Genomic DNA, 26712 nt, shown 5'->3' with positions numbered 1-26712 from the left:
TCGGGCGCCGCCTAGGCGCCTTGTTCCAGGAAGCGCATCGACAGGTCGATCGCCTTGACGTCCTTGGTCAGGGCGCCGCTGGAGATGCGGTCGACGCCGGTCTCGGCGATGGCCTGGAGGGTCGTCTCGTCGACGTTGCCCGAAGCCTCGAGGATGGCGCGCCCCTCGTTGTGGCGCACCGCCTCGCGCATGTCGTCGAGCGAGAAGTTGTCGAGCATGATGATGTCGGCGCCGGCGGCCAGCGCCTGGTCGAGTTCCTCGAAGGTCTCCACCTCCACTTCCACCGGCAGGTCGCGGGCGATGCGTCGGGCTTCCTCGACCGCCGCGGCGATGCCGCCGCAGGCCGCGATGTGGTTCTCCTTGATCAGGAAGGCGTCATAGAGGCCGATGCGGTGGTTGAGGCCGCCACCGCAGGTCACGGCGTATTTCTGCGCCAGGCGCATGCCGGGCAGGGTCTTGCGGGTGTCGAGGATGCCCACGCCTGTGCCGTCCAGCAGGTCCACGTAGTGCCGGGTGCGAGTGGCGGTGGCGGACAGCGTCTGCAGCAGGTTCAGCGCCGCGCGCTCGCCGGTGAGCAGGCTGCGTGCCGGCCCCTCCAGCTCGAGCAGCGGCGCCCCGGCCTCGAGGCGGTCGCCGTCGGCGGCCTGCCAGCGCAGTGCCACCCGGGCGTCGAGGCGGCGGAACAGCTCGTCGACCCAGGCCACGCCGCACAGCACCGTCGGCTCGCGGGTGATCACCCGGGCCCGGGCCCACTCCTTCTCGGGGATCAGCTCGGCGGTGATGTCACCGGGGCCGACGTCCTCGGCCAGCAGCCGGGCGGCGCTGTTGCGGATCTCTTCGGCGAGGGCGTCCTGATAATGCATGGTGGCGTGGTCTCTGTGCGGGGAAGCTAGGGGCGTTCATTATAGGGGAAAGGTCAGGACCGACGTCAGGGGGAAAGATGCCGATTCACGAAGGCTGGCTGGCGGATGCCCGGCGGGTGCCGTCGCCCAACCACAACGCACGTCCGGCCGGCGAGGTTTCGCTGCTGGTGCTGCATTCCATCAGCCTGCCGCCGGGCGAGTTCGCCGGCGATGCCATCGAGCGGCTGTTCACCAATCGCCTGGAGCCGGACGCCCACCCGTTCTTCGCCGAGATCGCCGGGCTTCGGGTCTCCGCGCACCTGCTGATTCGTCGCGACGGCGAATGCGTGCAGTTCGTGCCCTTCCACGATCGGGCCTGGCACGCCGGCCGCTCGCGCTGGCGGGACGGCGGGGTCGAGCGCGAGGGGCTGAACGACTTCTCGGTGGGTATCGAGCTCGAGGGCGACGAGGTTTCGCCCTATACCGCGGCCCAGTACGAGGCCCTGGCCCGGGCGACCCGAGCGCTGCTGGCGGGCTATCCGGCGATGAGCGAGGCGCGCATCACCAGCCATGCCCATGTCGCGCCACTACGCAAGACCGACCCCGGGCCGGCCTTCGACTGGGCCTATTTTCGCCAGCGCCTGGCCGCCACGGCCATTCTTTCGTAATAAAACTGTTTTATAAAAGCCCATGGCGTGTCGAGGAAACGTGTCGGCGAAGCGGCGATGAAATCGGATAACGCCGTCGATCTGGCTCGATTCAGCAGGAAACGGGAACTGGCATCCGATTTCAAAGTTTTGAAAAGGCTTTCCATGTCTGCTTCAATTGGCAGTCGGCAGCGTTTGCGGTATCGTCGGCGCACCCGCCGACTTTAGTCGTGCTGACTTGTAAAACGACTACAACAGAAATATTCCGGCATGGAGGTGATCCTTCCATGACCGTCATCATGCGCCACACCCCCTTGCTGGGGGCTGTTGCCCCCAACGTCATTCGGAGAGACGTCTATGAGTCTTGAGACAAGAGAAGATCTCGATCCGGTCGAAACCGCGGAATGGTTGGATTCCCTGGAATCGGTACTGGATCGCGAGGGCGAGGAACGTGCCCGGTATCTGATGACCCGCCTGGCGGATCGCTATCGCCATGACGGCATGCAGGTGCCTTTCTCGGTCACGACGCCGCACCGCAACACCATTCCGGTGCACCGCGAGGCGCCGATGCCCGGCGATCTCTTCATGGAACGTCGTATCCGCTCGCTGATCCGCTGGAACATGGCTGCGATGGTGACCCGGGCCAACAAGGCCAACAAGGGCATCGGCGGCCACCTGGCCAGCTTCATGTCCTCGGCGACCCTCTATGACGTGGGCTTCAACCACTTCTTCCGCGCGGCCAACGGCGACTTCAAGGGCGACCTGGTGTTCATCCAGGGCCACAGTGCGCCGGGCATCTATGCGCGCTCCTTCCTGGAAGGGCGCCTCACCGAGGCGCAGATGGACAAGTTCCGCCAGGAAGTCGACGGCGACGGCCTGTCCTCCTATCCGCACCCCTGGCTGATGCCGGACTACTGGCAGCTGCCCACCGTGTCCATGGGCCTCGGCCCGATCATGGCCATCTACCAGGCCCACGTCATGAAGTACCTGGACCAGCGTGGCCTGCAGCCGATGCAGGACCGCAAGGTCTGGGCCTTCCTGGGCGACGGTGAGTGCGACGAGCCGGAGACCCTGGGGGCGATCCACCTGGCCAGCCGCGAGAAGCTCGACAACCTCAACTTCGTCATCAACTGCAACCTGCAGCGTCTCGATGGCCCGGTGCGTGGCAACTCCCGCATCATGGACGAGCTCGAGGGCGTGTTCCGCGGTGCCGGCTGGAACGTCATCAAGGTCGTCTGGGGTCGCCACTGGGATACCCTGTTCGAGAAGGACAAGAAGGGCGTCCTGCAGAAGCTGATGGACGAGACCGTCGACGGCGAATACCAGAACTGCAAGGCCAACGGTGGCGCCTATACCCGGGAGCACTTCTTCGGCAAGTACCCGGAAACCGCCGAGATGGTCAAGGACATGTCCGACGAGGACATCTGGAAGCTCAACCGCGGCGGCCACGACCCGTTCAAGGTCTATGCGGCCTACCACGAGGCCTTCCACAACGACAGCGGCCGTCCCACCGTGATCCTGGCGCACACCGTCAAGGGCTACGGCCTGGGGGCCGCTGGCGGCGAAGCCGACATGGAAGCGCACCAGATCAAGTCCATCGACGATCAGGACGTGCTCAAGAGCTTCCGCGACCGCTTCGGCATCCCGGTGTCCGACGAGGCCATCGAGAACGAGATGCCGTACTACAAGCCGGGCGACGACAGCCCGGAGATGAAGTACATGCATCTCCAGCGCGAGCGCCTGGGCGGCTACCTGCCGGCGCGCAACCCGGATTTCGAGGCGCTCGACATCCCGGGTCTCGACGACAAGATCTTCGCCTCCCAGACCGCCGGCTCCAAGGGCCGTGAGGTCTCCACCACCATGGCCTTCGTGCGGATCCTGAACGGTCTGGTCAAGCACAAGGGCTTCGGCAAGCAGGTCGTGCCGATCGTGCCCGACGAGGCGCGGACCTTCGGCATGGAAGGCATGTTCCGTCAGCTCGGCATCTACACCTCCGAGGGCCAGAAGTACGAGCCCATGGACAAGGGCCAGCTGATGTTCTACCGCGAGGACAAGGCCGGCCAGGTGCTCGAAGAGGGCATCACCGAGGCCGGCGCCATGTCCTCCTGGATCGCCGCCGCGACCTCCTACAGCAACCACGGGCTGCCGCTGCTGCCGTTCTACATCTACTACTCGATGTTCGGCTTCCAGCGCATCGGTGACCTGGCCTGGGCCGCCGGCGACATGCAGGCGCGCGGCTTCCTGGTCGGCGGCACCGCCGGTCGTACCACCCTCAATGGCGAGGGCCTGCAGCACCAGGACGGTCACAGCCTGATCCAGGCCTCGACCATCCCCAACTGCCGCAGCTACGACCCGACCTACGCCCACGAGGTCGCGGTCATCGTGCAGGACGGTCTGAAGCGCATGTTCGCCGACAAGGAGAACTGCTTCTACTACCTGACGGTGATGAACGAGAACTACGAGCAGCCGGCCCTCGAGGAGGTCCCTGCCGACGACATCATCAAGGGCATGTACCTGCTGCGCGAGACCCAGGGCGACAAGCGGGTCCAGCTGATGGGCTCCGGCACCATCCTGCGCGAGGTCGAGGCCGCCGCCGAGATGCTCGCCGAGGAGTGGGGCGTGGGCGCCGACATCTGGAGCGTCACCAGCTTCAACGAGCTGCGTCGCGAGGCCCTGGAAGTCGACCGTCAGGCGTTCCTGCATCCGGCCGACGAGCCGGGCAAGCCGCACGTCACGCGCTGCCTGGAAGGCCGTGAGGGTCCGGCCATCGTCTCCACCGACTACATGAAGCTGTACGCCGACCAGGTCCGCGCCTGGGTGCCGACCGACTATCATGTGCTCGGAACCGACGGTTTCGGCCGCTCCGATACCCGCGAGAAGCTGCGTCACTTCTTCGAGGTCAACCGCTACTTCGTCACCGTGGCCGCGCTCAAGGCGCTGGCCGACCGCGGCGAGATCGATCGCAAGGTCGTCGGCGAGGCCATCGAGAAGTACGGTATCGACCCCAGCAAGCCGAGCCCGCTCTCTGTCTGAGGCGTCGACCGACCGGTGGCATGGCGGGCCTGTCGAAAGGCCCGCCCCGTGAAGAGTTTGAAGGAGCGCGACCTTGAGTAGCGAAATCATCAAAGTGCCCGACATCGGTGGCGACACCGATGTGGAAATCATCGAGATCGCGGTGGCGGTCGGCGACGTCATCGCCGCCGAGGACTCCCTGATCACCCTGGAATCCGACAAGGCTTCCATGGACGTGCCGTCGCCCAAGGGCGGCAAGGTCGTCAAGGTGCTGGTCAAGGAAGGCGACACCGTCTCCGAGGGTGACGACATCGTCGAGCTGGAGGTCGAGGGCGGCGGCGACGCCGAGCCCGAGCAGCCCGCCGAAGCCGCCGAGCCCTCCTCGAAAGCGCCGGCCGCCAAGCCCGCGTCCGGCGGCAGCCAGACCGTGGACATCACCGTGCCCGACCTGGGCGGCGCCAGCGACGTCGAGATCATCGAAGTCGCGGTGTCCGAGGGCGACGAGGTGGCCGCCGAGGACACCCTGATCACCCTGGAGTCCGACAAGGCCTCCATGGACGTGCCGAGCCCGCACGCCGGCAAGATCGCCAGCTTCACCGTCAAGGAAGGCGATACCGTCTCCGAAGGCGACGTGATCGGCACCATCCAGATCGCCGGTGGCGCCGACGAGGCGCCGGCCGAGGAAGCCGAGTCCGCACCCGCCGAGCAGGCTCCGGCCGCCGAGGCCGCCCCGGCCGAGGAAGCCAGCGGCGAGCCCGAGCGTCGCGAGGTTCGCGTGCCGGACCTGTCCGGTTCCAGCGACGTGCCGGTGATCGAGATCGCCGCCAGCGTCGGCGACGAGGTGGCCGAGGAAGACCCGCTGATCACCCTGGAGTCCGACAAGGCCACCATGGACGTGCCGAGCCCGTTCGCGGGCAAGCTGGTCGAGCTGACCGTCAAGGAAGGCGACACCGTCTCCGAAGGTGACCTGATCGGCTACATCGAGACCGCCGGCGCCGCGCCGAAGGCCGCTCCTCAGCAGCAGAGTGCGCCCAAGGCCGAGGCCCCGGCCAAGTCGGAACAGCCGGCCAAGGCCGCCGCGCCCGCGAGTGCCCCGGCCAGCGCCGAGAAGCCGCGTGACGGCAAGCGCGTGCACGCCGGTCCGGCGGTGCGCATGCTGGCCCGCGAGTTCGGCGTCGATCTCGCCCTGGTCAAGCCCAGCGGTCCCAAGGAGCGGGTGCTCAAGGAAGACGTCCAGGCCTACGTCAAGCAGGTGATGTCGGGTCAGGCCAAGGCACCGGCTGCCGCGCCGGCCGCGGCCGAGGGCGGTTCCGGCATTCCGCCGATCCCGGACCAGGACTTCAGCCAGTTCGGCGAGGTGGAAGAGAAGAAGATGGGTCGCCTGATGAAGATGGGCGCCACCAATCTTCATCGCAGCTGGGTCAACATTCCGCATGTCACCCAGTTCGACGAGGCCGACATCACCGAGCTCGAGGCCTTCCGCAAGTCGATGAAGGCCGAGGCCGAGGCGCAGGGTGCCAAGCTCACGCCGCTGCCGTTCCTGATCAAGGCCTGCGCCGTGGCGCTGCAGAAGTTCCCGCAGTTCAACGTCAGCCTGAAGAGCGACGGCGAGACCGTGGTGCAGAAGAAGTACGTGCACATCGGCATCGCCGTGGATACGCCGGACGGCCTGATGGTTCCGGTGATTCGCGACGCCGACCAGAAGTCGCTGATCGATCTGGCCAAGGAGTCCGTGGAGCTGGCCAAGAAGGCGCAGTCGAAGAAGCTCAAGCGCGAGGAGATGACCGGTGGCTGCTTCACCATCTCCAGCCTGGGCTCGATCGGCGGCACCGCCTTCACGCCGATCGTCAACCCGCCGGAAGTCGCCATCCTCGGCGTCTCCAAGGCGTCGATGAAGCCGGTGTGGGACGGCGCGGCCTTCCAGCCGCGGCTGATCATGCCGCTGTCGCTCTCCTTCGACCACCGGGCGGTCAACGGCGCCGACGGGGCGCGCTTCACCGCCTTCCTCGGCCAGATGCTGACGGACATCCGTCGCCTGCTGCTCTGATCGAGAACGAGTGAGCCACGACCGACGGCGCCGCAAGGCGCCGTCGGCGTTTCCGGGCCGGGGAATACCAAAGTGCTAGAACCGCCAGCTCCTTGATCGCACGGGATTTTCTCGCGCACTCAGGGCCTTGTGGCCCGTGTGTCGCTTGTGTGACGACGGTCGCCCCGGTATGGTTCGCTATTCTCCATTTCTCCTCTTTTTCGAATCCACCACCACTTCCAAGGAGCAGTTCGATGCGAGTGATCCTGTTGGGCGCGCCGGGCGCCGGCAAGGGAACCCAGGCCCAGTTCATCTGCGAGCGCTACGGCATTCCGCAGATTTCCACCGGTGACATGCTGCGTGCCGCCGTCAAGGAAGGCAGCGAGCTGGGCCTCAAGGTCCAGGAGATCATGACCACCGGCGGCCTGGTATCCGATGACATCATCATCGCCCTGGTCAAGGAGCGCATCGCCCAGCCGGACTGCGCCAACGGCTTCCTGTTCGACGGCTTCCCGCGCACCATTCCCCAGGCCGACGCCATGAAGGAAGCGGGCGTGAAGCTCGATCACGTGCTCGAGATCGCCGTGCCCGACGAGGAAATCGTCAACCGCCTGGCCGGCCGTCGCGTGCACCCGGCCTCCGGCCGCGTCTACCACGTCGACCACAATCCGCCGAAGGAAGAGGGCAAGGACGACGTCACCGGCGAGGCGCTGATCCAGCGCGACGACGACAGCGAAGCCACCGTGCGCAATCGCCTGTCCGTCTATCACGAGCAGACCGCACCGCTGGTCGACTACTACCAGCAGTGGGCGCAGCAGGAACCCGATGCCGCGCCGGCCTACCACAAGGTGGAAGGCGTGGGCAGCGTCGACGACATCACCGGGCAGGTGATCGCCGCCCTCGAGAGCTGATCCGTCCTTGGAGCGGGTCCGGCGACAGGTCTTCGAGGGGCGCTGTGAACCCTTCCCTGGGCGCTACCTTTTGCCTTCCCTGGCAAAAAAACCTCTACGACCTGTCCCCGGCGCTCCGAGCCATCGCCGCCGGCGATGGCATCGGTAACGGCCCGCATTGCGCGGGCCGTTGTCGTATAATGCTCCGACACTTCCCGCACCGTTAGAGACCCATGCCGATCCTGCTGGCCCTGGATGCCTCCTCGAGCGCCTGCTCCGCCGCCCTGCTGCGGCGTCGCGAGGGCGTCGACGACGAGGTGATCTCCCGCTTCGAACTCACTCCCCGAGCCCATACCCGCCGGTTGATGCCGATGGTCGACGAGGTGCTGGCCGAGGCCGGCGTCGCCCCGGCCGAGCTGGACGCGGTGGCCTATGGCCATGGCCCGGGGTCCTTCACCGGCCTGCGCATCGCCGCCGGCACCGCCCAGGGCCTGGCCTTCGGCCTCGACCGCCCGCTGCTCGGGGTCTCGACCCTGCAGGCGCTGGCCCTGGGCGCGCATCTTCGCCATCGCTACCGCTATCTGGTCACCGCGCTGGATGCGCGCATGGGCGAGATCTACGCCGCCGCCTGGCAGTGCTTCGACGGCCGCGTCGAGTGCCTGGCCGAGGAGGCGGTGCTGCCGCCCGAACGGCTGCGCCTGCCCGAGGCCCATGCCGATCACGACTGGGTCGGCGTGGGCTCCGGCTGGACCCTGTGGGACGCCATGCCGGCCGACGTGCAGGCCGGCATGAGCCTGTGCCTGCCCGACCAGGAGGCCGCCGCCGAGGACATGGTGCGCCTGGCCGCCGATGCCTTCGAGGCCGGTGAAGGGCGCCCGGCCGCCGAGGTGCAGCCGGTCTACCTGCGCGACCAGGTCGCCTGGCAGAAGAGCCGATGAGCGCGGTCGCGGCCAACGACGCGGCCCTGGCCGCGCGCTGGGGGCTGCCCGACGCCGACGCGCTGGCGTCGGGCGAGGCGCCGCCGCTGCGGCTCGGCCGCGAGAACGGCCGGCTGGTGCTGGCCGGCGATGCCAAGCGTTACGGAAAGCCGCTGGCGGTGGACTTCGTCGAGGGCAAGGCGGCCCACCGGCGCCGCTTCGGCGGCGGCCGCGGCCAGCTGATCGCCAGGGCCTGCGGGCTCGGCAAGGGCGCCACGCCCTCGGTGGTGGACGCCACCGCGGGGCTCGGCCGCGATGCCTTCGTGCTGGCGACGCTCGGCGCCGAGGTGCTGATGGTCGAGCGGGTCGCGTCCATCGCCGCACTGCTCGAGGACGGCCTGGCGCGCGCCATGGCGGACCCGGACACCGCCGAGATCGCCGCCCGGCTGCGCCTGGCCCATGGCGACGCGAGCCGCGAGCTCGCCGACCTGGTGGCGCAGTCTTCCATCGCGCCCCAGGTGGTCCATCTGGACCCGATGTTTCCCCATCGCGAGAAGTCGGCGCTGGTGAAGAAGGAGATGCGGCTGTTCCGCGAGCTGGCCGGAGACGACGCCGACGCGCCCAGGCTGCTGGAAGCGGCGCTGGACGTGGCGACCCATCGGGTGGTGGTCAAGCGGCCACGCAAGGCGCCGCCCATCGAGGGGCCTGCGCCGCGCCACGTGCTGGAGGGCAAGACCAGCCGTTACGACCTCTATGTCCATCGTGCCCTGAGCGACTAGTCCCCGCTAGTCGCCCGGCGTCGCCGCATGCTCTCCGGAGGCTCCTCGCGCGGCGATCCGCCGGGCGGCGATCCGCTCCAGCCGATGGCGCAGCGCCGGGTCGAACAGCGTCCGGCTGCGCCGCGCGGCCTCGCGCAGCGTCTCTTCATAGTGCAGGCGGTCGTCGCGGACCGTCAGCCAGCCCTCGCGTTCCAGGCTTTCCAGCAGGCCGTCGAACAGCCTTGCGTCGAAGAATTCCGGGGCGTCGCGCCCGGTGAGCCGTGCCAGGCGCTCGGCGAGCTGGCGGGCGTGACTCGCCAGGCCGTCGTGGTCGAAGTGGCCCGGCGCCTCGCCGAGCAGGGCAGCGACCAGCAGGTAGCCGCGCTCCAGCGTCGGACGGATCAGCCGTCCCAGCATGCGCAGCTGTTCGGCCTCGGCCAGCCCCTCGGCGCGTCGCCATCCCTGTCCTTCCTCGATCAGCAGCCCGGCCTCGGCGAGCTGGGCGAGGGTGGCGTCCAGCGCCGCCTCGAAGTCGGCCGGCGCCTCGATCGACAGCTCGTGCTCCAGCACCGGCCAGCCCGGTGCCAGCAGCGCCGCCAGAGCGTCGCGGCCATGGCGGGCCTGATGACGAAAGGCGAAGGCGACGAGGCCGGCCAGTGCGTAGAGGTGCAGCACGTTGTTGCGATACCAGGCCAGGCGGCCCGCCTGGTGGTCGTCGGCGGCCACCAGGTCGCCCAGCGGGTGCGGTCGATAGTCGAGCAGTCCCAGGGCGCGGGCGTGATCGATCCAGTCCCGTGGGCTGCCGGGGGGCAGGGGGTGGCCCTCGTCGCCGGGGCGCGGGCGCTTGAGCTCGGCCAGCAGCGCGAGCTGGCGTTCGAGCAGCTCGGCCTCGATGGCCCGGTGCGGCGTGGCCAGCAGCCCCAGGGCGACCAGGTTCACCGGATTGAGGGTGGCGGCGGCGTTGATGCGCCGGGCCAGGGTCTCGCCCAGCCGGGACACCGCCGAGGCGCGCCAGGTCGGACGGGGCTCGCCGATGGCCGCGCGCCAGTCCGGTTGATGGGTGTCCAGGAAGGTCGCCAGGTCCAGCGGCTCGCCGACGTTCACCGTGACCCGGCCGTAGGGCTCGCGCAGCCTGCCCAGCACGCCGAGCAGCGCCAGCGGACTCTCCTTGCGCTTGGCGCCGCCGGCCAGCTCGCGCCGGTAGCTGGCCTCCTCGAGGATGCGCTCGTAGCCGATGTAGACCGGCACGAACGACAGCGGCCGGCCGGCGGCGGGGCGACGCAGGAAGGAACCCAGGGTCATGGCCAGCATGCCCGGGCGTGGCGCCAGCAGCCGGCCGCTGCGCGAGCGCCCGCCCTCGATGAAGTACTCGAGGCTGTGGCCGCGGGACAGCAGGCGGTGCAGGTACTCGTCGAAGACCCGCGCGTAGAGCGGCTGACCGCGGAAGCTGCGGCGCAGGAAGAAGGCGCCGCCACGGCGCAGCAGGGGGCCGATCACGGGCATGTCCAGGTTGCGGCCGGCGGCGATGTGCGGCGGCATCAGCCCCTGTTCGTAGAGCACGTAGGACAGCAGCAGGTAGTCGATATGGCTGCGGTGGCAGGGCACGTAGACCAGGGTGTGGTGCCCGGCCAGCGCCTTGACGCGCTCGATGCCGCGCAGGTCGATGCCGTCGTAGAGGCGGTGCCACAGCCGGCCGAGCAGGCCGTCGAGGAAACGCAGCGCCGGGTAGCTCATGCTGGCGGCGATCTCGCGGCCGTAGCGCCCCGCACGGCGGCGCAGCCGCTCCCGACGGGCCTCGTCGCCGCCGGCCTGCTTGTCGATGGTGGCCTGGACCTCGGGGCTCGCCACCACGCCGGCGATCAGGGTGCGGCGGTGGGACAGGTCCGGCCCGAGCACCCGCTCGCGCACGCGCCGGAAGTGGACGCGCAGCAGGCGGGCGGCCTTGCGCTCGAGGAGGGCCGGATCGCGTCCGTCAGCCAGCTCCGAGAGGCGCAGCGGTGCGCCCAGGTGCACCTCCAGGTCGCGGCCGTTGACCAGCACCGCCAGCAGGCGCCGAAGCCGCCCGGTGAGCCGCCAGTCGTCGGCGGCCAGCAGCGGCCAGAGGCCGAAGCGCTTGCCCGGGGCGCGCCCCCAGAACACGCTCACCGGCACCAGCTGCACGTCCTCGCCGCGCTCGATCAGGTGCCGCAGGAGGGTCGGTTTTCGCTGCCGCCGGCGCGGGTCGGGCAGGGCCAGCAGGGGAGGCGGTGCCTCATCGCCCTTGGACCGACGCACCGCCGCGGACGGCAGGCCGTCGCGCTCGGTCAGGCATTCGAGCAGCAGGCGGTCGGAGAGCGCCGGGCGGGGCAGCACGTAGACGGTCGGCAGCTCGGGATCGAGGCCCAGCGCCTCGGGGGCGGGTTCGCGGTGGCGCACCCGCACCCAGGCATGGAGCAGTCGGCGCAGCGGGCGCCAGCGGGAGTCGGCCATCCGATTGCCTGTGTGGTCGCATGTGCGGCCAGTATACGCATGCCGGCCGCACCGGGTCAGGCGTTGGCGGTCCGGCTTTTCCCGCCTCGGCAAACGTGCGTCAATGGCCGCCTGTCATCATGGCCAGGGAGGCGTCATGCACGGCATGTGGCGAGAGGGGAATCGGTTCGAGTTGCTGCCCGAGGCGTCGCGCTTCCTGCCGGCCATGTTCGAGGCCGTTGATGGCGCCCGCCACTCGGTGCTGGTCGAGCTCTACCTGATGGAGTCCGGGCGCCTGGCCAGTGCGGTGATCGAGTCGCTGAGCCGCGCCGCGGCGCGCGGCGTGACGGTGCTGCTACTGCTCGACGGCTATGGCGCCATGGGGCTCGCCACCGAGGATCGCCGGCGGCTCGAGTCGGCCGGCGTGGCGCTGCGCTGGTTCAATCCACTGGGCTGGCATTCGCTGGCCCGCAACCTGACCCGCGACCATCGCAAGCTGGTGGTGGTGGACGGCGAGGTGGCCTTCACCGGCGGCTTCGGCCTGGTCGACGAGTTTCTCGAGGCCTGGTACGAGGTGGCCCTGCGCATCCGGGGGCCGGTGGTGGCGGACTGGGTGCGGCTGTTCTCGAGCCTGTGGGACTCGCCGCTGAGCCGCGGCGCGGGCGCGCCGGCGCTGGTACACGGCCTGGGCGGCGACAGCCCCGTTCGCGAGGGCTATCACGGCATGCGTGGACGCGTGGTCTGGGGCCAGGGCTATCGCTACCAGGCGATCCGCCACTCGCTGCAGCGGCGGGTGAGCGGGGCGCAGCGGCGCATCTGGATCTGCACGCCCTATTTCGTGCCGACCCTGAGCCTGCGGCGTCGTCTGGTGCGCGCCGCCCGCCGCGGTGTGGAGGTCTGCCTGCTGCTGCCCGGGGCCAGCCACGACCACCCCGGGGTGCGTTACGCCGGCCAGCGCTTCTACGGGCGGATGCTGCGCGCCGGGGTGCGTATCTTCGAGTTCCAGCCGTCGTTCATCCACGCCAAGTTCACCCTGGCCGACGACTGGGTCAGCCTGGGGTCGTGCAACTTCGATCACTGGAGCCTGCAGTGGAACCTGGAGGCCAATCAGGAGGTGGATGACGCACGGCTGGCCGGTGAGGTGGCCGAGCTGTTCCAGCGCAACTTCGCTGCCAGCCGCGAGATTCACGTCGAGGCCTGGGCGCGCCGGCCGCGGCTGCAGCGCCTCAAGGAGTGGCTGTACGGCACCCTGGATGGATGGCTGACGCGGCTGCGCTAGCCAGGCGTCGCCCGGAGCTGGAAGAACGCCCGCTTCGCGGGCAGAAGCTGGAAGCTTGAAGAAAACCCGTGACCCCGAGGTCGTCGGGCTCATGCGGTCTTCCAGCTTACTTCTTGCGCTTCGGTTTTCCCTTGCCCTTGCCCTTGCTCTGGCCGGCGGGCTGCTTGCGGCGCGGCTTGGGCTTGGGCGTTTCCGGCGGCACTCGGAAGTGGAGATAGAGATCCAGCACCAGCTCGGGCAGCTGGGCGGTCAGGCTCTCGAGGCGGTCGCCGTCCTTGGCCAGCTCGGCCATGTCCGGCTCGTCGCCGAACAGCCCGGAGAGCAGCATGAAGGGCAGCAGCAGGGTGGCGGCGGTCTCCTCGTCCTCGGCGAACCAGGCCGGCTCGTCGAGGAACACGCCTTCCATGAAGCCGGCGCACCAGTCGCCGATCGGCGTCTCCTCGGGCGGCACGCCGCCAAGCTCGAGATCGAACGGCAGCTCGGGCAGGCCGCCGCCCTCCAGGACCTCGATGGCGGTGGCACGCAGCTGCTCCAGCAGCCCCAGCACTTCCTCGCGCTCGGCGTCGTCGGCGAAGGTCGGCTCGCCGTGGAAGAGCTCCGGTACCCAGGTGGCCGGGGGCACGTCGCTGGGCGAGACGGCGAGGGCGACCAGGAAACCGTGGGCGCCGATCAGGTCCAGGGCGTCGGCGTCGACGCCGTCCGACTCGAGAAAGTCGTCCAGGCGGTCCAGGGCCTCGTCGTCGAGGAGCGGCAGGGGCTGTGGCTTGTCGTCTGACATGTCTCTCACTCGCTGGTGTCGGCGGGGCTTTACGCCATCTAAACGGAGCGCCATTCTAGCATCCCATGACCGCTCCCGCGCTGCCCGACCCCGACCCGCACTGGCTGGCCGGCCTCGATGCCGAGGCCGGGCGGGCGGCACTGCGCGAGCGGGTCGAGGCCGCCTATGCGCTGTGCCGCGAGGTGCATCCGGCCCTGCCGCGGCCCGGCGTGTGGCTGGACCTGCGCGGCCGCTCGGCGGGGCAGGCACATTTCGGCCGCGGCGGACTGCGCTTCAATCCGGTGCTGTTCGACGAGAATCGCCACGCTTTTCTGGTCGAGGTGGTGCCCCACGAGATGGCCCACTGGCTGGTGCATCACCTCGAGGGCGGCCCCCAGGCCAGGCCTCACGGCCATGAATGGCGCACCGTGATGCGCCGGCTGTTCGGGCTCGCGCCCCGCACCACCCATCGCTTCGACACCGGCCGCGCGAGCCCCGCGCCGCATCGCTACCGCTGCGGCTGCCGCGAGCACGCCTTCACCGCGCGGCGCCATGACCTGGCCCGCTCCGGGCGCGCCTACCGTTGTCGACATTGTGCCGAGACCTTGGTCTATATGGGCCTAAGGGATCTTGATGAACCCTCTTAAGGTATTGTTATAGAAAAGAAAAACGTTCATACCAATGTCTAAGGGGAAGGCGCGTCAACGGAGGAGTATGCTGAAATCATCTTATGGCGCCGGTCGCCGCGATCGGCATCGTCAACCTGAAGGGACCACCCCAAGGACAGAGGCAACTCCATGAGTGATCAACCGCACGTCTATCCGGTACCCGATGACTTCGCCAGCAAGGCCTGGGCCGACAAGGCGACCTACCAGGCCATGTACCAGCGCTCGCTGGACGATCCGGAGGGCTTCTGGGCCGAACAGGCCGAATGCCTCGACTGGTTCAAGGCGCCGAGCAAGATCAAGCACACCGTCTTCGACACCCATGACGTTGACATCCGCTGGTTCGAGGACGGTCGCCTCAACGTCAGCAGCAACTGCCTGGATCGCCACCTCGAGACCCGCGGCGATCAGACCGCGATCATCTGGGAAGGCGACGATCCCAAGGACTCCAAGACCCTGACCTATCGTCAGCTGCACGAGCGTACCTGCCAGCTGGCCAACGCCCTCAAGGACATGGGCGTGAAGCGCGGCGATACCGTCACCCTCTACATGCCGATGATTCCCGAGGCCGCCATGGCCATGCTGGCCTGCGCCCGCATCGGCGCGGTGCACTCGGTGGTGTTCGGCGGCTTCTCCCCGGACGCCCTGGCCCAGCGCGTGAAGGATGCCGGCTCCAGGGTGGTGATCACCGCCGACGAATCCGTGCGCGGTGGCAAGCAGGTGCCGCTCAAGGACAACGTCGACGCCGCCCTGACCCGCGAGGGCAGCGACGTCTGCGAGAAGGTGCTAGTGGTCCAGCGCACCGGCGGCGAGATCGACTGGCACGAGGGCCGCGACCTGTGGTTCCACGAGCAGGTCGACCCGCAGTCCACCGACTGCCCGGCCGAGGAGATGGGGGCCGAGGACCCGCTGTTCATCCTCTATACCTCCGGCTCCACCGGCGCGCCCAAGGGCCTCAAGCACACCACCGGCGGCTATCTGCTGCACGCGGCCCTGACCCATCGCTACGTGTTCGACTATCACGACGGCGATATCTACTGGTGCACCGCCGACGTGGGCTGGGTGACCGGCCACAGCTATATCGTCTACGGCCCGCTGGCCAACGGCGCCACCACCCTGATGTTCGAGGGCGTGCCCAGCTACCCGACCAACGGCCGCATGGGCGAGATCGTCGACAAGCACCAGGTCAACATCCTCTACACCGCCCCCACCGCGGTGCGCGCGCTGATGGCCCACGGCGACGACGTCATGGATTCCAGCTCCCGCGACAGCCTGCGTCTGCTGGGCTCGGTCGGCGAGCCGATCAACCCCGAGGCCTGGGAATGGTTCCATCGGGTGATCGGCAAGGAGCGCTGCCCGATCGTCGATACCTGGTGGCAGACCGAGACCGGCGGCATCATGATCGCGCCGCTGCCCGGCGCCACCGACCTCAAGCCCGGTTCCGCGACCCTGCCGTTCTTCGGCGTGCAGCCGGCGCTGGTGGACAACGAGGGCAATATCCTCGAGGGCGCCACCGAGGGCAACCTGGTGATGCTCGACGCCTGGCCGGGCCAGGCACGCTCGATCTGGAACAACCACGAGCGCTTCCTGCAGACCTACTTCAGCACCTACAAGGGCATGTACTTCACCGGCGACGGCTGCCGCCGCGACGAGGACGGCTACTACTGGATCACCGGCCGCGTCGACGACGTGCTCAACGTCTCCGGTCACCGCATGGGTACCGCGGAGATCGAGTCCTCGCTGGTGGCGCACGAGTCGGTGGCCGAGGCCGCCGTGGTCGGCTTCCCCCACGACATCAAGGGGCAGGGCATCTACATCTACGTGACCCTGGCCGACGACGTGGAGCCCAGCGACGAGCTCAAGAAGGAGCTCACCAAGTGGGTGCGCAAGGACATCGGGCCGATCGCCTCGCCGGACGTCATCCAGTGGGCGCCGGGGCTGCCCAAGACCCGCTCGGGCAAGATCATGCGCCGCATCCTGCGCAAGATCGCCGCCAACGAGTGCGATGGCCTGGGCGATACCAGCACCCTGGCCGATCCGTCGGTGGTCGACGACCTGATCGAGCATCGCGCCAACCGTTGATGACGGCTCCCCCCGGGGCGCCTTACAATCCTGAAAGCCGGCCTGCGGGCCGGCTTCTTCATGGCACGAGGCAAGATTGTCGACAAGCTGGCGATGATCGCTTGGGCATCTCCTCGGCCATGGGGTAACATGCCGATAACAAACACTGCGTCCCGAAGGCGGCGGACGGCCCCCGCTGCTCCCGGATCCGGAGGAGAATCCATGGCCTTTGCCCAGAAGTTCATCGTCGCCGACGATCATCCGCTGTTCCGCGCGGCCCTGACCCAGGCGCTGCGCCAGGTCGCCCCCCAGGCGGAAATCGTCGAGTCCGATACCATGGAGGCCACCACCGAGGTCGTCACCCGGCATCCGGACGCCGATCTGATCCTGCTCGACCTGCACATGCCCGGTGCCCACGGCTTTTCCGGGCTGATCCAGCTGCGCGGCCAGACGCCCGACATCCCGGTGGCGGTGGTTTCCGGTAGCGACGAGCTGCACGTGGTACGCCGCGCCATCGACTATGGCGCCTCGGGCTTCATCCCCAAGTCGTCGTCACTGTCGCTGATCGCGGAAGCGGTGGGCGAGATCCTCGACGGCGAGGTATGGCTGCCCGAGGAGATGGCCGATGCGCTGGGCGAGGCCGACGAGGAGGAGGCGCGCTTCGCCGAGGCCATCGCCTCGCTGACGCCGCAGCAGTTCCGGGTGCTCAACATGCTCACCGAGGGCCTGCTCAACAAGCAGATCGCCTATGAGCTGAACGTCTCCGAGGCCACCATCAAGGCCCACGTCACCGCCATCCTGCGCAAGCTCGGCGTGCACTCCCGCACCCAGGCGGTGATCGCCGCCCAGAAGCTCGAGGTCGAGCCGCCCAAGGTGGAGCCGTCCTGAGCCGGGATCCAGACGCCGGAAGTACGGCGCCTCGCATACACAAGCTTGAGTCTGGAAGAAACATCGCCCCCATGGCCTGGCCATGGGGGCGATTCTCATTAAGCTCGCGTTTCCGCTAGGCGCTAGGCGCTAGGCGCGCGGCTGGCCTGCAGGGTGCGGGTCAAGAGCGCGCGCAGGGCGGCGGGGCGCACCGGCTTGAGCAGCAGCTGGTAGCCGGCGCGCTTGATCTCCTCGGCGACCTCCTCGGTGCGGTCGGCGGTGATCACGATGCCCGGCACCGCGCCCTCGAGGCGCTCGCCGAGCGCCTCCATGGCCATCAGGCCGGTGACCTCGTTGTCCAGGTGATAGTCGGCCAGGATCGCGTCGGGGTCGGCGTCCAGGTGGCGCAGCACCGACTTGGCGCCGCCGATCGAGGTGGCGGTGAAGACCTCGCAGCCCCAGCCGGAGAGCATCGCCTTCATGCCTTCGAGGATCAGCGACTCGTTGTCGATGCACAGGATGCGCTTGCCGGCCAGCTTGTTGCCGGCGCGCTTGGGCCTGGCTTCCTCGCGGCGTTCCTCCTCGCGGGCGGCCACCGTCGGCACGCTGACCGAGAACACGGTGCCCACGCCCTCCCAGGAGCGCACCCGGATCGGGTGATCGAGCACCCGGGCCATGCGATCGGCGATCGACAGCCCCAGCCCCAGGCCCTTCTCGCTCTCCTTGTGACGCGAGGTCTGGTCGAGGCGGCGGAACTCCTGGAAGATCTCGGCCTGCTTGGCCTCGGGGATGCCGGGACCGGAGTCCCAAACCTCGATCGACAGCCGCTCGCCCTGGCGCCGGCAGCCCAGCATCACCCGCCCCTCCTGGGTGTAGCGGATGGCATTCGACAGGAAGTTCTGCACGATGCGCCGGAGCATCTGGGCGTCGCTGTCGACCCACTGGCGGGTGGGGACCACCACCAGGTCGAGGCCGCGGTCCTCGGCCATCACCTCGAACTCGGCGCGCAGCGGACGGAAGACGTCGGCCAGGGCGAAGTGGCTGCGCCGCGGAGTCAGCGCCCCGGCGTCGAGCTTGGAGATGTCGAGCAGGGTGCCGAGCAGCTCCTCGGCGGCCTGCAGCGAGTTGTCGATATGGCCGATGGTGCGGCGCATCTCGTCGGCCTGCATGTCCTGGGACAGCGCCGAGGTGAACAGCCGCGCGGCGTTGAGCGGCTGCAGCAGGTCGTGGCTGGCGGCGGCCAGGAAGCGGGTCTTGGAGGCGTTGGCGTCTTCGGCGACCTGCTTGGCCTGGCGCAATGCCTGCTCGGCCTCGGCGCGCACCCGGTTCTCCTGGCGCAGTGCGGCGTTGGCCTCGGACAGCGCCTGGGTGCGCTCGCGCACGCGCTCCTCCAGGGTCTCGTTGGTCTCCTGCAGGGCGATCTCGGCGCGGCGGCGCTCGGTGATGTCCTGGTAGAGGGCGAAGAAACCCAGGATCGCCCCGCTGTCGCCGAAGTGCGGCGTGTAGGTCACCAGCATGTAGCGGATGCCTTCGGCCAGGGTCAGCGAGACCTCGAAGCTGACCCGCTCGCCGTCCAGGGCGCGCTCGATCCAGGGCGCGCGCTCGCGGTGCATGTCCGACGGCAGCACCTCGTGCAGCGGGCGGCCGATCACCGCGTTGCGGTCGATGGAAAAGGCCTGCTCGTAGGCGCGGTTGGTGAAGAGGTAGCGGCAGTCCTTGTCGAAGTAGGCGATCAGCGCCGGCACGTTGTCCGTGTAGATGCGGATGTTGTTCTCCGAGCGGATCAGCGCCTCCTCGGTGCGCTTCTGCTGGGTGATGTCCTGGTAGGTGTAGACGAAGCCGCCGCCGGGCATGGGGTTGCCCTGGACCTCGAGCACGCTGCCGTCCTGGCGGTAGCGCACGTAACGGTGCGGCTGGCCCTCGCGGATGTTGTCGAGCAGCAGCTGCACGTGTTCCTCGGGGTCGCCCGGGCCGTACTCGCCGTTGTGGGCGTTGTAGCGGAAGATGCGATCGATCGGCGCGCCGACCCGGATCAGGTGGTCGGGGAAGCGGAACAGCTCCAGGTAGCGCTGGTTCCACACCACCAGGCGCAGGTTCTGGTCGACCACGCTGATGCCCTGGTTGATGTTCTCGATGGTGGCCTGGAGCAGGACGCGGTTGAATTCCAGCACCTGGGAGGCCTCGTCGACGATGGAGATCACGTCGGAGATGCCGATGCCGCGGCCCTGCAGGGCGGAATTGACCACGATGCGTGCCGAGGACGCGCCGAGCACCGAGGCCAGGAAACGCTCGGTGAACTGGATGACGTCGATCGAGGCCCTCGCGTTGTCGTCCAGCGGGGTGCCGGTGCGCCGCGCGTAGTCGTCGAAGGCCCGGCCCACCTGGTCGGCGCTCAGGAAGCGCTGGCACAGCACCTTGAGGTCGCCGACCGTGGTGGCGCCGGTCCAGGGGCGGTTCACCGAGGTCTGGCGGGTCTCGACGCTGTCGACGAACAGCGAGGCCTGGATGCGTTCCACCACCCGCTGTGGCGTCATCTGGGAGACGAAGATGTAGGCCACCAGGTTGACGCCCAGCGACAGCATCACCCCGTGGGTGAAGCCGTCGCCGACGTTGAGCCCGAACAGCGAGGTGGGCGACAGCCAGCCGATGCCCATCGGGCCGCCGTCGAGCCAGGCCTGGGGCAGCACGCCGGCGCCGATCATCGCCGGCAGCAGCAGGCTGTAGGCCCAGATGGCGAAGCCGGCGTTCATGCCGACGATCACGCCCAGGCGGTTGCCGCGTTTCCAGTAGAGCCCGCCGATCAGCGCCGGGGCGAACTGGGCGGCGGCGGCGAACGACAGCATGCCGATGGCGGCCAGCGAGCTGAAGTCGCCGATCAGATGATAGGCCCCGTAGGCCAGCGCCAGGATCGCGGCGATGGTGATGCGCCGCGCGCGCAGCACCAGCCGGCCGTAGTCCCGGGCCTTGGTGTCGAACCAGCGCAGCCGGAACAGTGCCGGGATGACGATCTCGTTGGAGATCATGATCGAGACCGCCACCGCGGCCACGATCACCATGCCGGTGGCCGCCGAGAAGCCGCCGATGAAGGTCAAAAGCGCCAGCCATTCGCTGCCCGCGGCCATCGGCAGGGCCAGCACGTAGCTGTCGGGGTCGACGCTGCCGTCGGGGAACAGGGTCAGGCCGGCCGCGGCCAGCGGCAGCACGAAGAAGGCGAAGGCCGCCAGGTAGAGCGGGAACAGCCAGCGGGCCTTGGCGGCGTCGTCGCGATGGGTGTTCTCGACCACCGCGACGTGGAACTGGCGCGGCAGGCACAGGATCGCCAGCATCGCCAGCAGGGTCTGGGCCCAGAAGCTCTGGCCGAAGTCCTGCTGGGCCAGCTGGCGCTGCAGCTCAAGCTGGATGTCGGCGAAGGCCAGCAGGTCGCCGAGGCCGTCGAACATGCCCCAGGTGACGTAGGCGCCGAGCACCAGGAAGGCCACCAGCTTGACCAGCGACTCGAAGGCCACGGCGTGGATCAGTCCCTCGTGGTGCTCGGTGGCGTCGGTGTGGCGGGTGCCGAAGAGGATGGCGAACAGGGCCATGACCGCGGCGACGTAGAAGGCGGTGTCGCCGAACAGCGGCGCCCGGGTGATGTCCGAGGCCTCGGTCAGCACGCTGAACGACGTCGAGACGGCCTTCAGCTGCAGCACGATGTAGGGCAGGGTGCCGATCAGCGCCACCAGGCTGGCGAAGGCCGCCAGCGACTGCGTCTTGCCGTAGCGCGAGGCGATGAAGTCGGCGATGGAGGTGACGTTCTGGTGCTTGGCGACGCGGATCATCTTGGCCAGCACCGGCCAGAACAGCAGCAGCGTGAGGATCGGTCCGACGAAGATGCTGGCGAACGACCAGCCCGAGGTGGCCGCCTGGCCGACGGCACCGTGGAAGGTCCAGGAGGTGCAGTAGATGGCCAGCGCCAGGCTGTAGATCACCGGCCGGCGGCGGCTGGCGCCGTGGCGGCGGGCCATGCGGTCGCCGCGCCAGGCGATGGCGAACAGCACGGCGATATAGAGCAGTGAAACGGCGATCAGCAGCCAGCCAGCGAACATGGTCATCTCCCTCGGGTTCCCGCCCATTCTAAGGCCCGATGGAAGGCTGTCCATGTCCGATGGGGTGGTGACGCGGGATAAGACCTTTTGCGCTGGGCGCGAGGCTGACCCGTCGACAAGCCTGCGCGCGGGCCGGCCCACCGGAGACGCAATGCATACTTCCCTGTCGCTCCCGACGCCCTGCTGCGCTCAAGTGTCCCGCTTCGCTTGCAGGTCCGGTGCTGGCCCTCGCTGGCCAGCCCGTTCGGAGCAGTGCTCCTCGCCCCTGGCGCAGGAGCTCCGCTTCGGCTTGTCCCCGGCGCCTCGCCATAGGATTCTTCGTTAGGCGAGCCAGGAACAGACTGGCCTCAGGCGTCGGTGCAGACCGCCCGGCGCAGCGGGTCGCCGTCGTCGAGCCGGCGCAGGGCCTCGGTCTGCGCACGGCCGCTTTCGTCGTCGAGCGGCACCAGCTCGCCGGAGGCGCAGTTCAGCAGGTGCGGCCGATGCATCAGCCGGTCGGCGGCGCCCATCTCGAAGCGGTAGAGGATGAACTCGACCAGCGGCTCGTCGTCGGCCCGCGAGCGTGACAGTCCGTCCTCGTCGACCACCGTGAAGGCCGTGGTCAGCGGCACCACGTAGGTCCAGGGGCGCCAGAAGGCGGGCCGCTGCTCGCTGGCCACCACCCTGGTGGAGTCGGGCAGCTGAGCGCGCTTGTGGTCGAACCAGGTGTATTCGTGGTGGATCTGGTAGGCGATCATGCCCAGGCCGGCGAAGGCCGGCACGATCCAGCGAGGCAGCCGCTTGGCGGTCAGGGTGCGCAGCAGCAGGGCGATGCCCGCTGCGCCGAGTCCGGCGAAGACCGCCGCGATCAAGTGCCAAATCATCGAGGTCGTCCTGATACGCGTCGGGCTTCCCGAAGGAAGCCCGACATGGAAGAGTGGGCCGGCGCCCCGTGGGCGCCGGAAGGATTATGACTCAGTGGTCGACGGCGGTGCCAGCACCCTTGGGATAGCGCACGCTCTCGACCAGGTCCTGGATCTCCTGGGGCGGCTCGGCGGTCGCCTTGGAGACGGTGAAGGCCACGGCGAAGTTGATGATCGCACCGACCGCGCCGATGGACAGCGGCGAGATGCCCATCACCCAGTTCTCCGGGGTGTCCGCCAGGTTGTTGGTGCCCGGAATGAAGAACCAGCCCTTGTAGACGAAGATGTAGACCAGGGTGAAGACCAGACCGGTGACCATGCCGGCGATGGCGCCGTGATTGTTCACCCGCTTGGAGAAGATCCCCATCATCAGCGCCGGGAACAGCGAGGCTGCGGCGATACCGAAGGCCAGGGCCACCACCTGGGCGGCGAAGCCCGGGGGGTTGGCGCCCAGGTAGGTCGCCACCACGATCGCCACCGACATCGAGATCCTGGCTGCCATCAGCTCGCCCTTCTCGGTGATGCGCGGATTGATGGCCCCCTTGATCAGGTCGTGGCTGATCGCCGAGGAGATGGCCAGCAGCAGGCCGGCGGCGGTCGACAGTGCGGCCGCGAGACCGCCGGCGGCGATCAGGCCGATGACCCAGCCCGGCAGATTGGCGATCTCGGGGTTGGCCAGCACCAGGATGTCGTTGTTGACCGACAGCTCGTTGCCTTCCCAGCCGCGCTGTTCGGCGGTCGGCGCGAAGGCCTCGGTGTCGTTGTAGAGCTGGATGCGGCCGTCGTCGTTCTTGTCCTCATACTGGATCAGGCCGGTCTCTTCCCAGGTGCGGATCCATCCCGGGCGCTCCTCGTAGAGGATCGGGTTGGCGGTGGCATCCTCGACGTTCTCGACCTGGCCGGCCATGTCGGGATAGACGGTGGTCGCGATGTTGAGGCGTGCCATGGAGGCCACGGCCGGGGCGGTCAGGTACAGCAGGCCGATGAACACCAGGGCCCAGCCGGCGGACCAGCGTGCGTCGGCCACCTTGGGCACGGTGAAGAAACGGATGATGACGTGGGGCAGGCCGGCGGTACCGATCATCAGCGACAGGGTGAACAGCACCATGTTCAGCTTGTTGTCCACGTCCGCGGTGTACTCGTTGAAGCCGAGTTCGGTGATCACCTCGTTGAGCTTGGCCAGCAGCGGCATGCCGGATTCGCTGTGTTCGGAGAACAGGCCCAGCGCCGGGATCGGGTTGCCGGTCAGCTCCAGCGAGATGAACACCGCCGGGATGGTGTAGGCGATGATCAGCACGATGTACTGGGCCACCTGGGTGTAGGTGATGCCCTTCATGCCGCCCAGCACCGAGTAGAAGAAGATCACCACGGCGGCGATGATCAGGCCGGTGGTGGCGTCGACTTCCAGGAAGCGCGAGAAGGCCACGCCGGCGCCGGCCATCTGGCCGATGACGTAGGTCACCGAGGCCACGATCAGGCAGACCACCGCGACCATGCGCGCCTGCTTGCTGTAGAAGCGATCACCGATGAATTCCGGCACCGTGAACTTGCCGAACTTGCGCAGGTAGGGGGCCAGCAGCATGGCCAGCAGCACGTAGCCGCCGGTCCAGCCCATCAGGAAGGTGGAGTTGGCGTAACCGCCAGCGGCGATCAGGCCGGCCATGGAGATGAAGGAGGCTGCGGACATCCAGTCGGCGCCGATGGCCATGCCGTTGGTGATCGGATGCACCCCGCCGCCGGCAACGTAGAAGTCCTTGGTCGACCCGGCCTTGGCCCAGATGGCGATGCCGATGTAGAGGGCGAAGGAGGCGCCGACGAACAGGACGTTGATGGCAAATTGACTCATGCTGAGTTACTCCCCGAGCCCGAATTGCTTGTCCAGCCGGTTCATCTTCCAGGCATAGAAGAAGATCAGGCCGATGAAGGTCAGGATGGAACCCTGCTGGGCGAACCAGAAGCCCAGGTCGGTGCCGCCCACGGCAATGCCCGCCAGCAGCGGTCGAAGCAGGATGGCCGCGCCATAGGAGACGGCTGCCCAGACGACCAGACAGCCGGTAATCAATCTAAGGTTGGCCTTCCAGTAGGCCTCGGCATTGGGGGTCTCTTCAGCCATGATATTGCTCTCCACTTGTTGTTGGGGTCGGGAAGTTGCTCACAGCATTCATGGGTCGCCGCGTGGCCTTCCCGGTGTCCGGCGAGCGGACCGCGGCGGCGTGCCGGATGATGAAGTGCCCGTCGAAGAGGGGTCGCATCTCGGCGGGATGGCATCACCCGATGATCATCGTCAATGCTGGTCAACAACGCCGGAAAAAACATCGCAGACTTTCGTATCATGAGCGTAAAACGATTCAATTAGTGATCGTAAGTTTCTTGTAAATCAATATATTACGAACCTTCTGGAAGGATTTGACTCGAGAGGAGGCGGCAAAGGTTGGACGATCGTCTATCCCCGTGTCCGAATGATGACTCGGCATCCGATCTCGGCATAACGTCATGACGCATGAGGTCACGGTCGTGGGCTATGACTTTGGTATAAAGCCGAGATTCGTCGGGTCGGCCTGCGGCGGAATACCTAACACCATGGTCTAGATTCTGGTCGCGAGAGGGGGTTGCTACTCTGGACCCGAGCCCTGCTGTCCCCGGTTCTTCGTCTCGCGCGTGGCCCATGCCCCGTTCGGTGCGCGATCCGGGGCGGCGATTCCCGGCACGAGGACCCGCTTCCATGGTCGATGTCGATCTCTCCCACGCCCCCTTCAGCCTGCTCGACGAGGCCGGGCGGGAGCGCGTGCGCGGCGGTCTCGACCTGGCCTACTTCGATTGCGACGAGATCATCCTCGAGGCGGGGCAGCCCGGCGATAACGTCTTCCTCATCCACAAGGGCGAGGTCGCCGAGCTGGACACCACCCAGCCCGGCGAGCGCCAGCGCATCGGCCACTACACCGGCGGCGACCTGTTCGGTGCCATCAGCATTCTCAATGGCCAGAGTCGCTATCGCTTCCGTGCCGAGCAGGAATCGCTGTGCTACCTGCTGCCCCGGGCGCTGTTTCTCGAGCTGTGCGACGCCTATCCGGCCTTCGATGCCTTCTTCCGCCAGCGTCTCGCCGACAAGGCGCGGCTGCTGACCGAGCAGCGCGCGGCCGGCGGGGTGACCATGGCCGGCTTCATGCTGGCGCGGGCCCAGGACTGCATGCGCCCGCCGCGCTGCCTGGGCGGCGAGACCACCATCGCCGAGGCGGTGCGTCTGCTGCATGACGAGGCGGTCGACAGCCTGCTGGTGCAGGGCGAGGCCGGGCCGGGCATGGTCACCAAGACCGACCTGCTCGACGCCCTGGTGCTCGAGGGGCTCGGCCAGGAGACACCGCTGTCGTCGCTGGCCGGGGAGGAGCTGATCACCGCCCGGCCCGATCAGTACCTGTTCGAGGTGCTGGTGCTGATGACCCGCCGGCGCATCGAGCGGGTGGTGATCGTCGAGGACGAGGCGCCGGTGGGCGTGGTGGAGCTGACCGACGTGCTCAGCTACTTCTCCAGCCGCAGCCACGTGGTCAGCCTGCAGGTCGAGCAGGCCGGCGACCTGAAGCAGTTGGCCTCCGCCAGCCGCCGTACCGCCGAGCTCGCCGGTGCGCTGATGGCCCAGGGCGTGAAGCTGCGCTTCGCCATGGGGCTGCTGGCCGCGCTCAACGGTCGCATCATCCACAAGGCCTGGGACTTCTCGATGCCCGAGTCCCTGAGGCGCGACAGCTGCCTGATGGTGATGGGCAGCGAGGGGCGCGGCGAGCAGATGCTCAAGACCGACCAGGACAACGGCCTGATCCTCGACGACGACCTGGCGTGGCCGGACTGCATGGAGCGCATGGCCGAGTTCACCGAGACCCTGGTCTCGCTCGGCTACCCGCGCTGCCCCGGCAACATCATGGTCTCCAACCCGGACTGGGTGGGCACCGAGCGCCAGTGGAAGGCGCGCATCGCGCGCTGGGTCGAGGCTCGCGACGGCGACAGCCTGATGAAGCTGGCGATCATGCTCGACGCTCATGCGGTGGCCGGCAATCCGGCACTGCTCGAGCGGGTGAGGGAGACGCTGTTCGAGGCGGCCTCCCGTGACGAGCTGCTGCTCTCCTACTTCGCCCGGCCGGTGATGCGCTTCTCCACGCCGCTGACCCTGTTCGGCTCGCTGAAGAAGCCCCAGCACGGCATCGACATCAAGAAGGGCGGCATCTTTCCCATCGTGCATGGCGTGCGGGTCATGGCGCTGGAGCGCGGCATCCTCGCCACCGGCACCCTGGATCGCCTCGATGCCCTGGCCGCCGACGGGCGGCTCGAGGAGCGCTTCGCCGAAGACCTGGGGGAGGCGCTGTCGCTGTTCACCCAGCTGCGCCTCGAGCAGCAGCTGGCGCGGCTGGAGGGCGACGGCGGCGACGAGAGCGGCGAGCCGGACCGGGTCGTGGTCCAGTCGCTGTCGTCGCTGGAGCGTGACCTGCTGCGCGAGGCGCTGCACATCGTCAAGGACTTCAAGCAGCGGATTTCCCATCGTTATCACCTCGAATACACCTGAGGTGGCC

The 26712-nt window shown here is 68.2% G+C and carries 18 protein-coding genes; 11 read left to right on the top strand and 7 right to left on the bottom strand.

Features of this window, described 5'->3' with window-relative positions:
- Positions 1 to 11: 11 nt before the first annotated feature.
- The gene (nadC, locus tag C9J49_RS04065) at positions 12 to 863 is read right to left on the bottom strand and encodes a carboxylating nicotinate-nucleotide diphosphorylase (RefSeq protein ID WP_107181536.1); all 852 of its coding nucleotides are present in this window, start codon (positions 861 to 863) and stop codon (positions 12 to 14) included.
- A gap of 77 nt (positions 864 to 940) precedes the next feature.
- Here nadC and ampD point away from each other — a divergent pair, with 77 nt between their 5' ends.
- The 6 genes from ampD (at position 941) to C9J49_RS04035 (ending at position 9113) form a co-directional block, all read left to right on the top strand.
- Complete coding sequence (gene ampD, locus C9J49_RS04060; protein ID WP_106487915.1) at positions 941 to 1510, top strand: 1,6-anhydro-N-acetylmuramyl-L-alanine amidase AmpD; 570 nt, start codon at positions 941 to 943, stop codon at positions 1508 to 1510.
- A 336-nt stretch (positions 1511 to 1846) separates the two neighbouring features.
- Positions 1847 to 4522 (top strand): pyruvate dehydrogenase (acetyl-transferring), homodimeric type, encoded by a 2676-nt coding sequence (aceE, locus tag C9J49_RS04055; RefSeq protein ID WP_035597529.1) that lies wholly within the window; start codon positions 1847 to 1849, stop codon positions 4520 to 4522.
- A gap of 73 nt (positions 4523 to 4595) precedes the next feature.
- Positions 4596 to 6548: a pyruvate dehydrogenase complex dihydrolipoyllysine-residue acetyltransferase gene (gene aceF, locus C9J49_RS04050; protein WP_107181535.1), complete on the top strand. Its 1953-nt coding sequence runs from the start codon at positions 4596 to 4598 to the stop codon at positions 6546 to 6548.
- A 233-nt stretch (positions 6549 to 6781) separates the two neighbouring features.
- Complete coding sequence (gene adk / locus C9J49_RS04045; RefSeq protein ID WP_046078245.1) at positions 6782 to 7438, top strand: adenylate kinase; 657 nt, start codon at positions 6782 to 6784, stop codon at positions 7436 to 7438.
- Between the two features lie 212 nt (positions 7439 to 7650).
- Positions 7651 to 8355 (top strand): tRNA (adenosine(37)-N6)-threonylcarbamoyltransferase complex dimerization subunit type 1 TsaB, encoded by a 705-nt coding sequence (tsaB, locus tag C9J49_RS04040; protein ID WP_046078244.1) that lies wholly within the window; start codon positions 7651 to 7653, stop codon positions 8353 to 8355.
- On the top strand, positions 8352 to 9113 hold the full coding sequence (locus C9J49_RS04035; RefSeq protein ID WP_107181534.1) for a class I SAM-dependent methyltransferase: 762 nt from the start codon (positions 8352 to 8354) through the stop codon (positions 9111 to 9113). Before tsaB ends, C9J49_RS04035 begins: the two co-directional genes overlap by 4 nt.
- Before the next feature lie 6 nt (positions 9114 to 9119).
- On the opposite strand, the gene plsB is transcribed toward C9J49_RS04035, so the two are convergent.
- Positions 9120 to 11561 (bottom strand): glycerol-3-phosphate 1-O-acyltransferase PlsB, encoded by a 2442-nt coding sequence (gene plsB, locus C9J49_RS04030; RefSeq protein WP_107181533.1) that lies wholly within the window; start codon positions 11559 to 11561, stop codon positions 9120 to 9122.
- 136 nt (positions 11562 to 11697) lie between these two features.
- On the opposite strand from plsB, the gene C9J49_RS04025 reads away from it, so the two are divergent.
- Positions 11698 to 12819: a phosphatidylserine/phosphatidylglycerophosphate/cardiolipin synthase family protein gene (locus C9J49_RS04025; protein ID WP_107181532.1), complete on the top strand. Its 1122-nt coding sequence runs from the start codon at positions 11698 to 11700 to the stop codon at positions 12817 to 12819.
- A 106-nt stretch (positions 12820 to 12925) separates the two neighbouring features.
- On the opposite strand, the gene C9J49_RS04020 is transcribed toward C9J49_RS04025, so the two are convergent.
- The gene (locus C9J49_RS04020; protein ID WP_046078240.1) at positions 12926 to 13597 is read right to left on the bottom strand and encodes a YecA family protein; all 672 of its coding nucleotides are present in this window, start codon (positions 13595 to 13597) and stop codon (positions 12926 to 12928) included.
- A gap of 65 nt (positions 13598 to 13662) precedes the next feature.
- Between C9J49_RS04020 and C9J49_RS04015 the strand changes: the two genes are divergently transcribed.
- The 3 genes from C9J49_RS04015 (at position 13663) to C9J49_RS04005 (ending at position 17190) form a co-directional block, all read left to right on the top strand.
- Positions 13663 to 14223 (top strand): SprT-like domain-containing protein, encoded by a 561-nt coding sequence (locus tag C9J49_RS04015; protein WP_107181531.1) that lies wholly within the window; start codon positions 13663 to 13665, stop codon positions 14221 to 14223.
- 150 nt (positions 14224 to 14373) lie between these two features.
- On the top strand, positions 14374 to 16323 hold the full coding sequence (gene acs / locus C9J49_RS04010) for an acetate--CoA ligase (protein ID WP_107181530.1): 1950 nt from the start codon (positions 14374 to 14376) through the stop codon (positions 16321 to 16323).
- A 201-nt stretch (positions 16324 to 16524) separates the two neighbouring features.
- Positions 16525 to 17190, top strand: a complete 666-nt coding sequence (locus tag C9J49_RS04005) for a response regulator transcription factor (RefSeq protein WP_107181529.1) — start codon at positions 16525 to 16527, stop codon at positions 17188 to 17190.
- Positions 17191 to 17312: 122 nt separating this feature from the next.
- On the opposite strand, the gene C9J49_RS04000 is transcribed toward C9J49_RS04005, so the two are convergent.
- The 4 genes from C9J49_RS04000 to C9J49_RS03985 form a co-directional block, all read right to left on the bottom strand.
- Positions 17313 to 21254, bottom strand: a complete 3942-nt coding sequence (locus tag C9J49_RS04000) for a NahK/ErcS family hybrid sensor histidine kinase/response regulator (protein ID WP_107181528.1) — start codon at positions 21252 to 21254, stop codon at positions 17313 to 17315.
- 347 nt (positions 21255 to 21601) lie between these two features.
- Positions 21602 to 22117 carry a hypothetical protein gene (locus tag C9J49_RS03995; protein WP_107181527.1) on the bottom strand — a complete coding sequence of 172 codons (516 nt, stop codon included), beginning with the start codon at positions 22115 to 22117 and terminating at the stop codon, positions 21602 to 21604.
- 91 nt (positions 22118 to 22208) lie between these two features.
- Positions 22209 to 24002 (bottom strand): sodium:solute symporter family protein, encoded by a 1794-nt coding sequence (locus C9J49_RS03990; RefSeq protein WP_035597485.1) that lies wholly within the window; start codon positions 24000 to 24002, stop codon positions 22209 to 22211.
- A gap of 6 nt (positions 24003 to 24008) precedes the next feature.
- The gene (locus C9J49_RS03985; protein WP_046078236.1) at positions 24009 to 24269 is read right to left on the bottom strand and encodes a DUF4212 domain-containing protein; all 261 of its coding nucleotides are present in this window, start codon (positions 24267 to 24269) and stop codon (positions 24009 to 24011) included.
- Between the two features lie 609 nt (positions 24270 to 24878).
- Between C9J49_RS03985 and C9J49_RS03980 the strand changes: the two genes are divergently transcribed.
- Positions 24879 to 26705 (top strand): putative nucleotidyltransferase substrate binding domain-containing protein, encoded by a 1827-nt coding sequence (locus C9J49_RS03980; RefSeq protein ID WP_107181526.1) that lies wholly within the window; start codon positions 24879 to 24881, stop codon positions 26703 to 26705.
- Positions 26706 to 26712: the final 7 nt, after the last annotated feature.

The sequence above is a fragment of the Halomonas sp. SL1 genome, from assembly GCF_003030865.2.
Lineage (GTDB): Bacteria > Pseudomonadota > Gammaproteobacteria > Pseudomonadales > Halomonadaceae > Halomonas > Halomonas halophila.
Note: the sequence above shows the minus strand (reverse complement) of the source record. Positions and strands in the feature narration are given on the sequence as shown.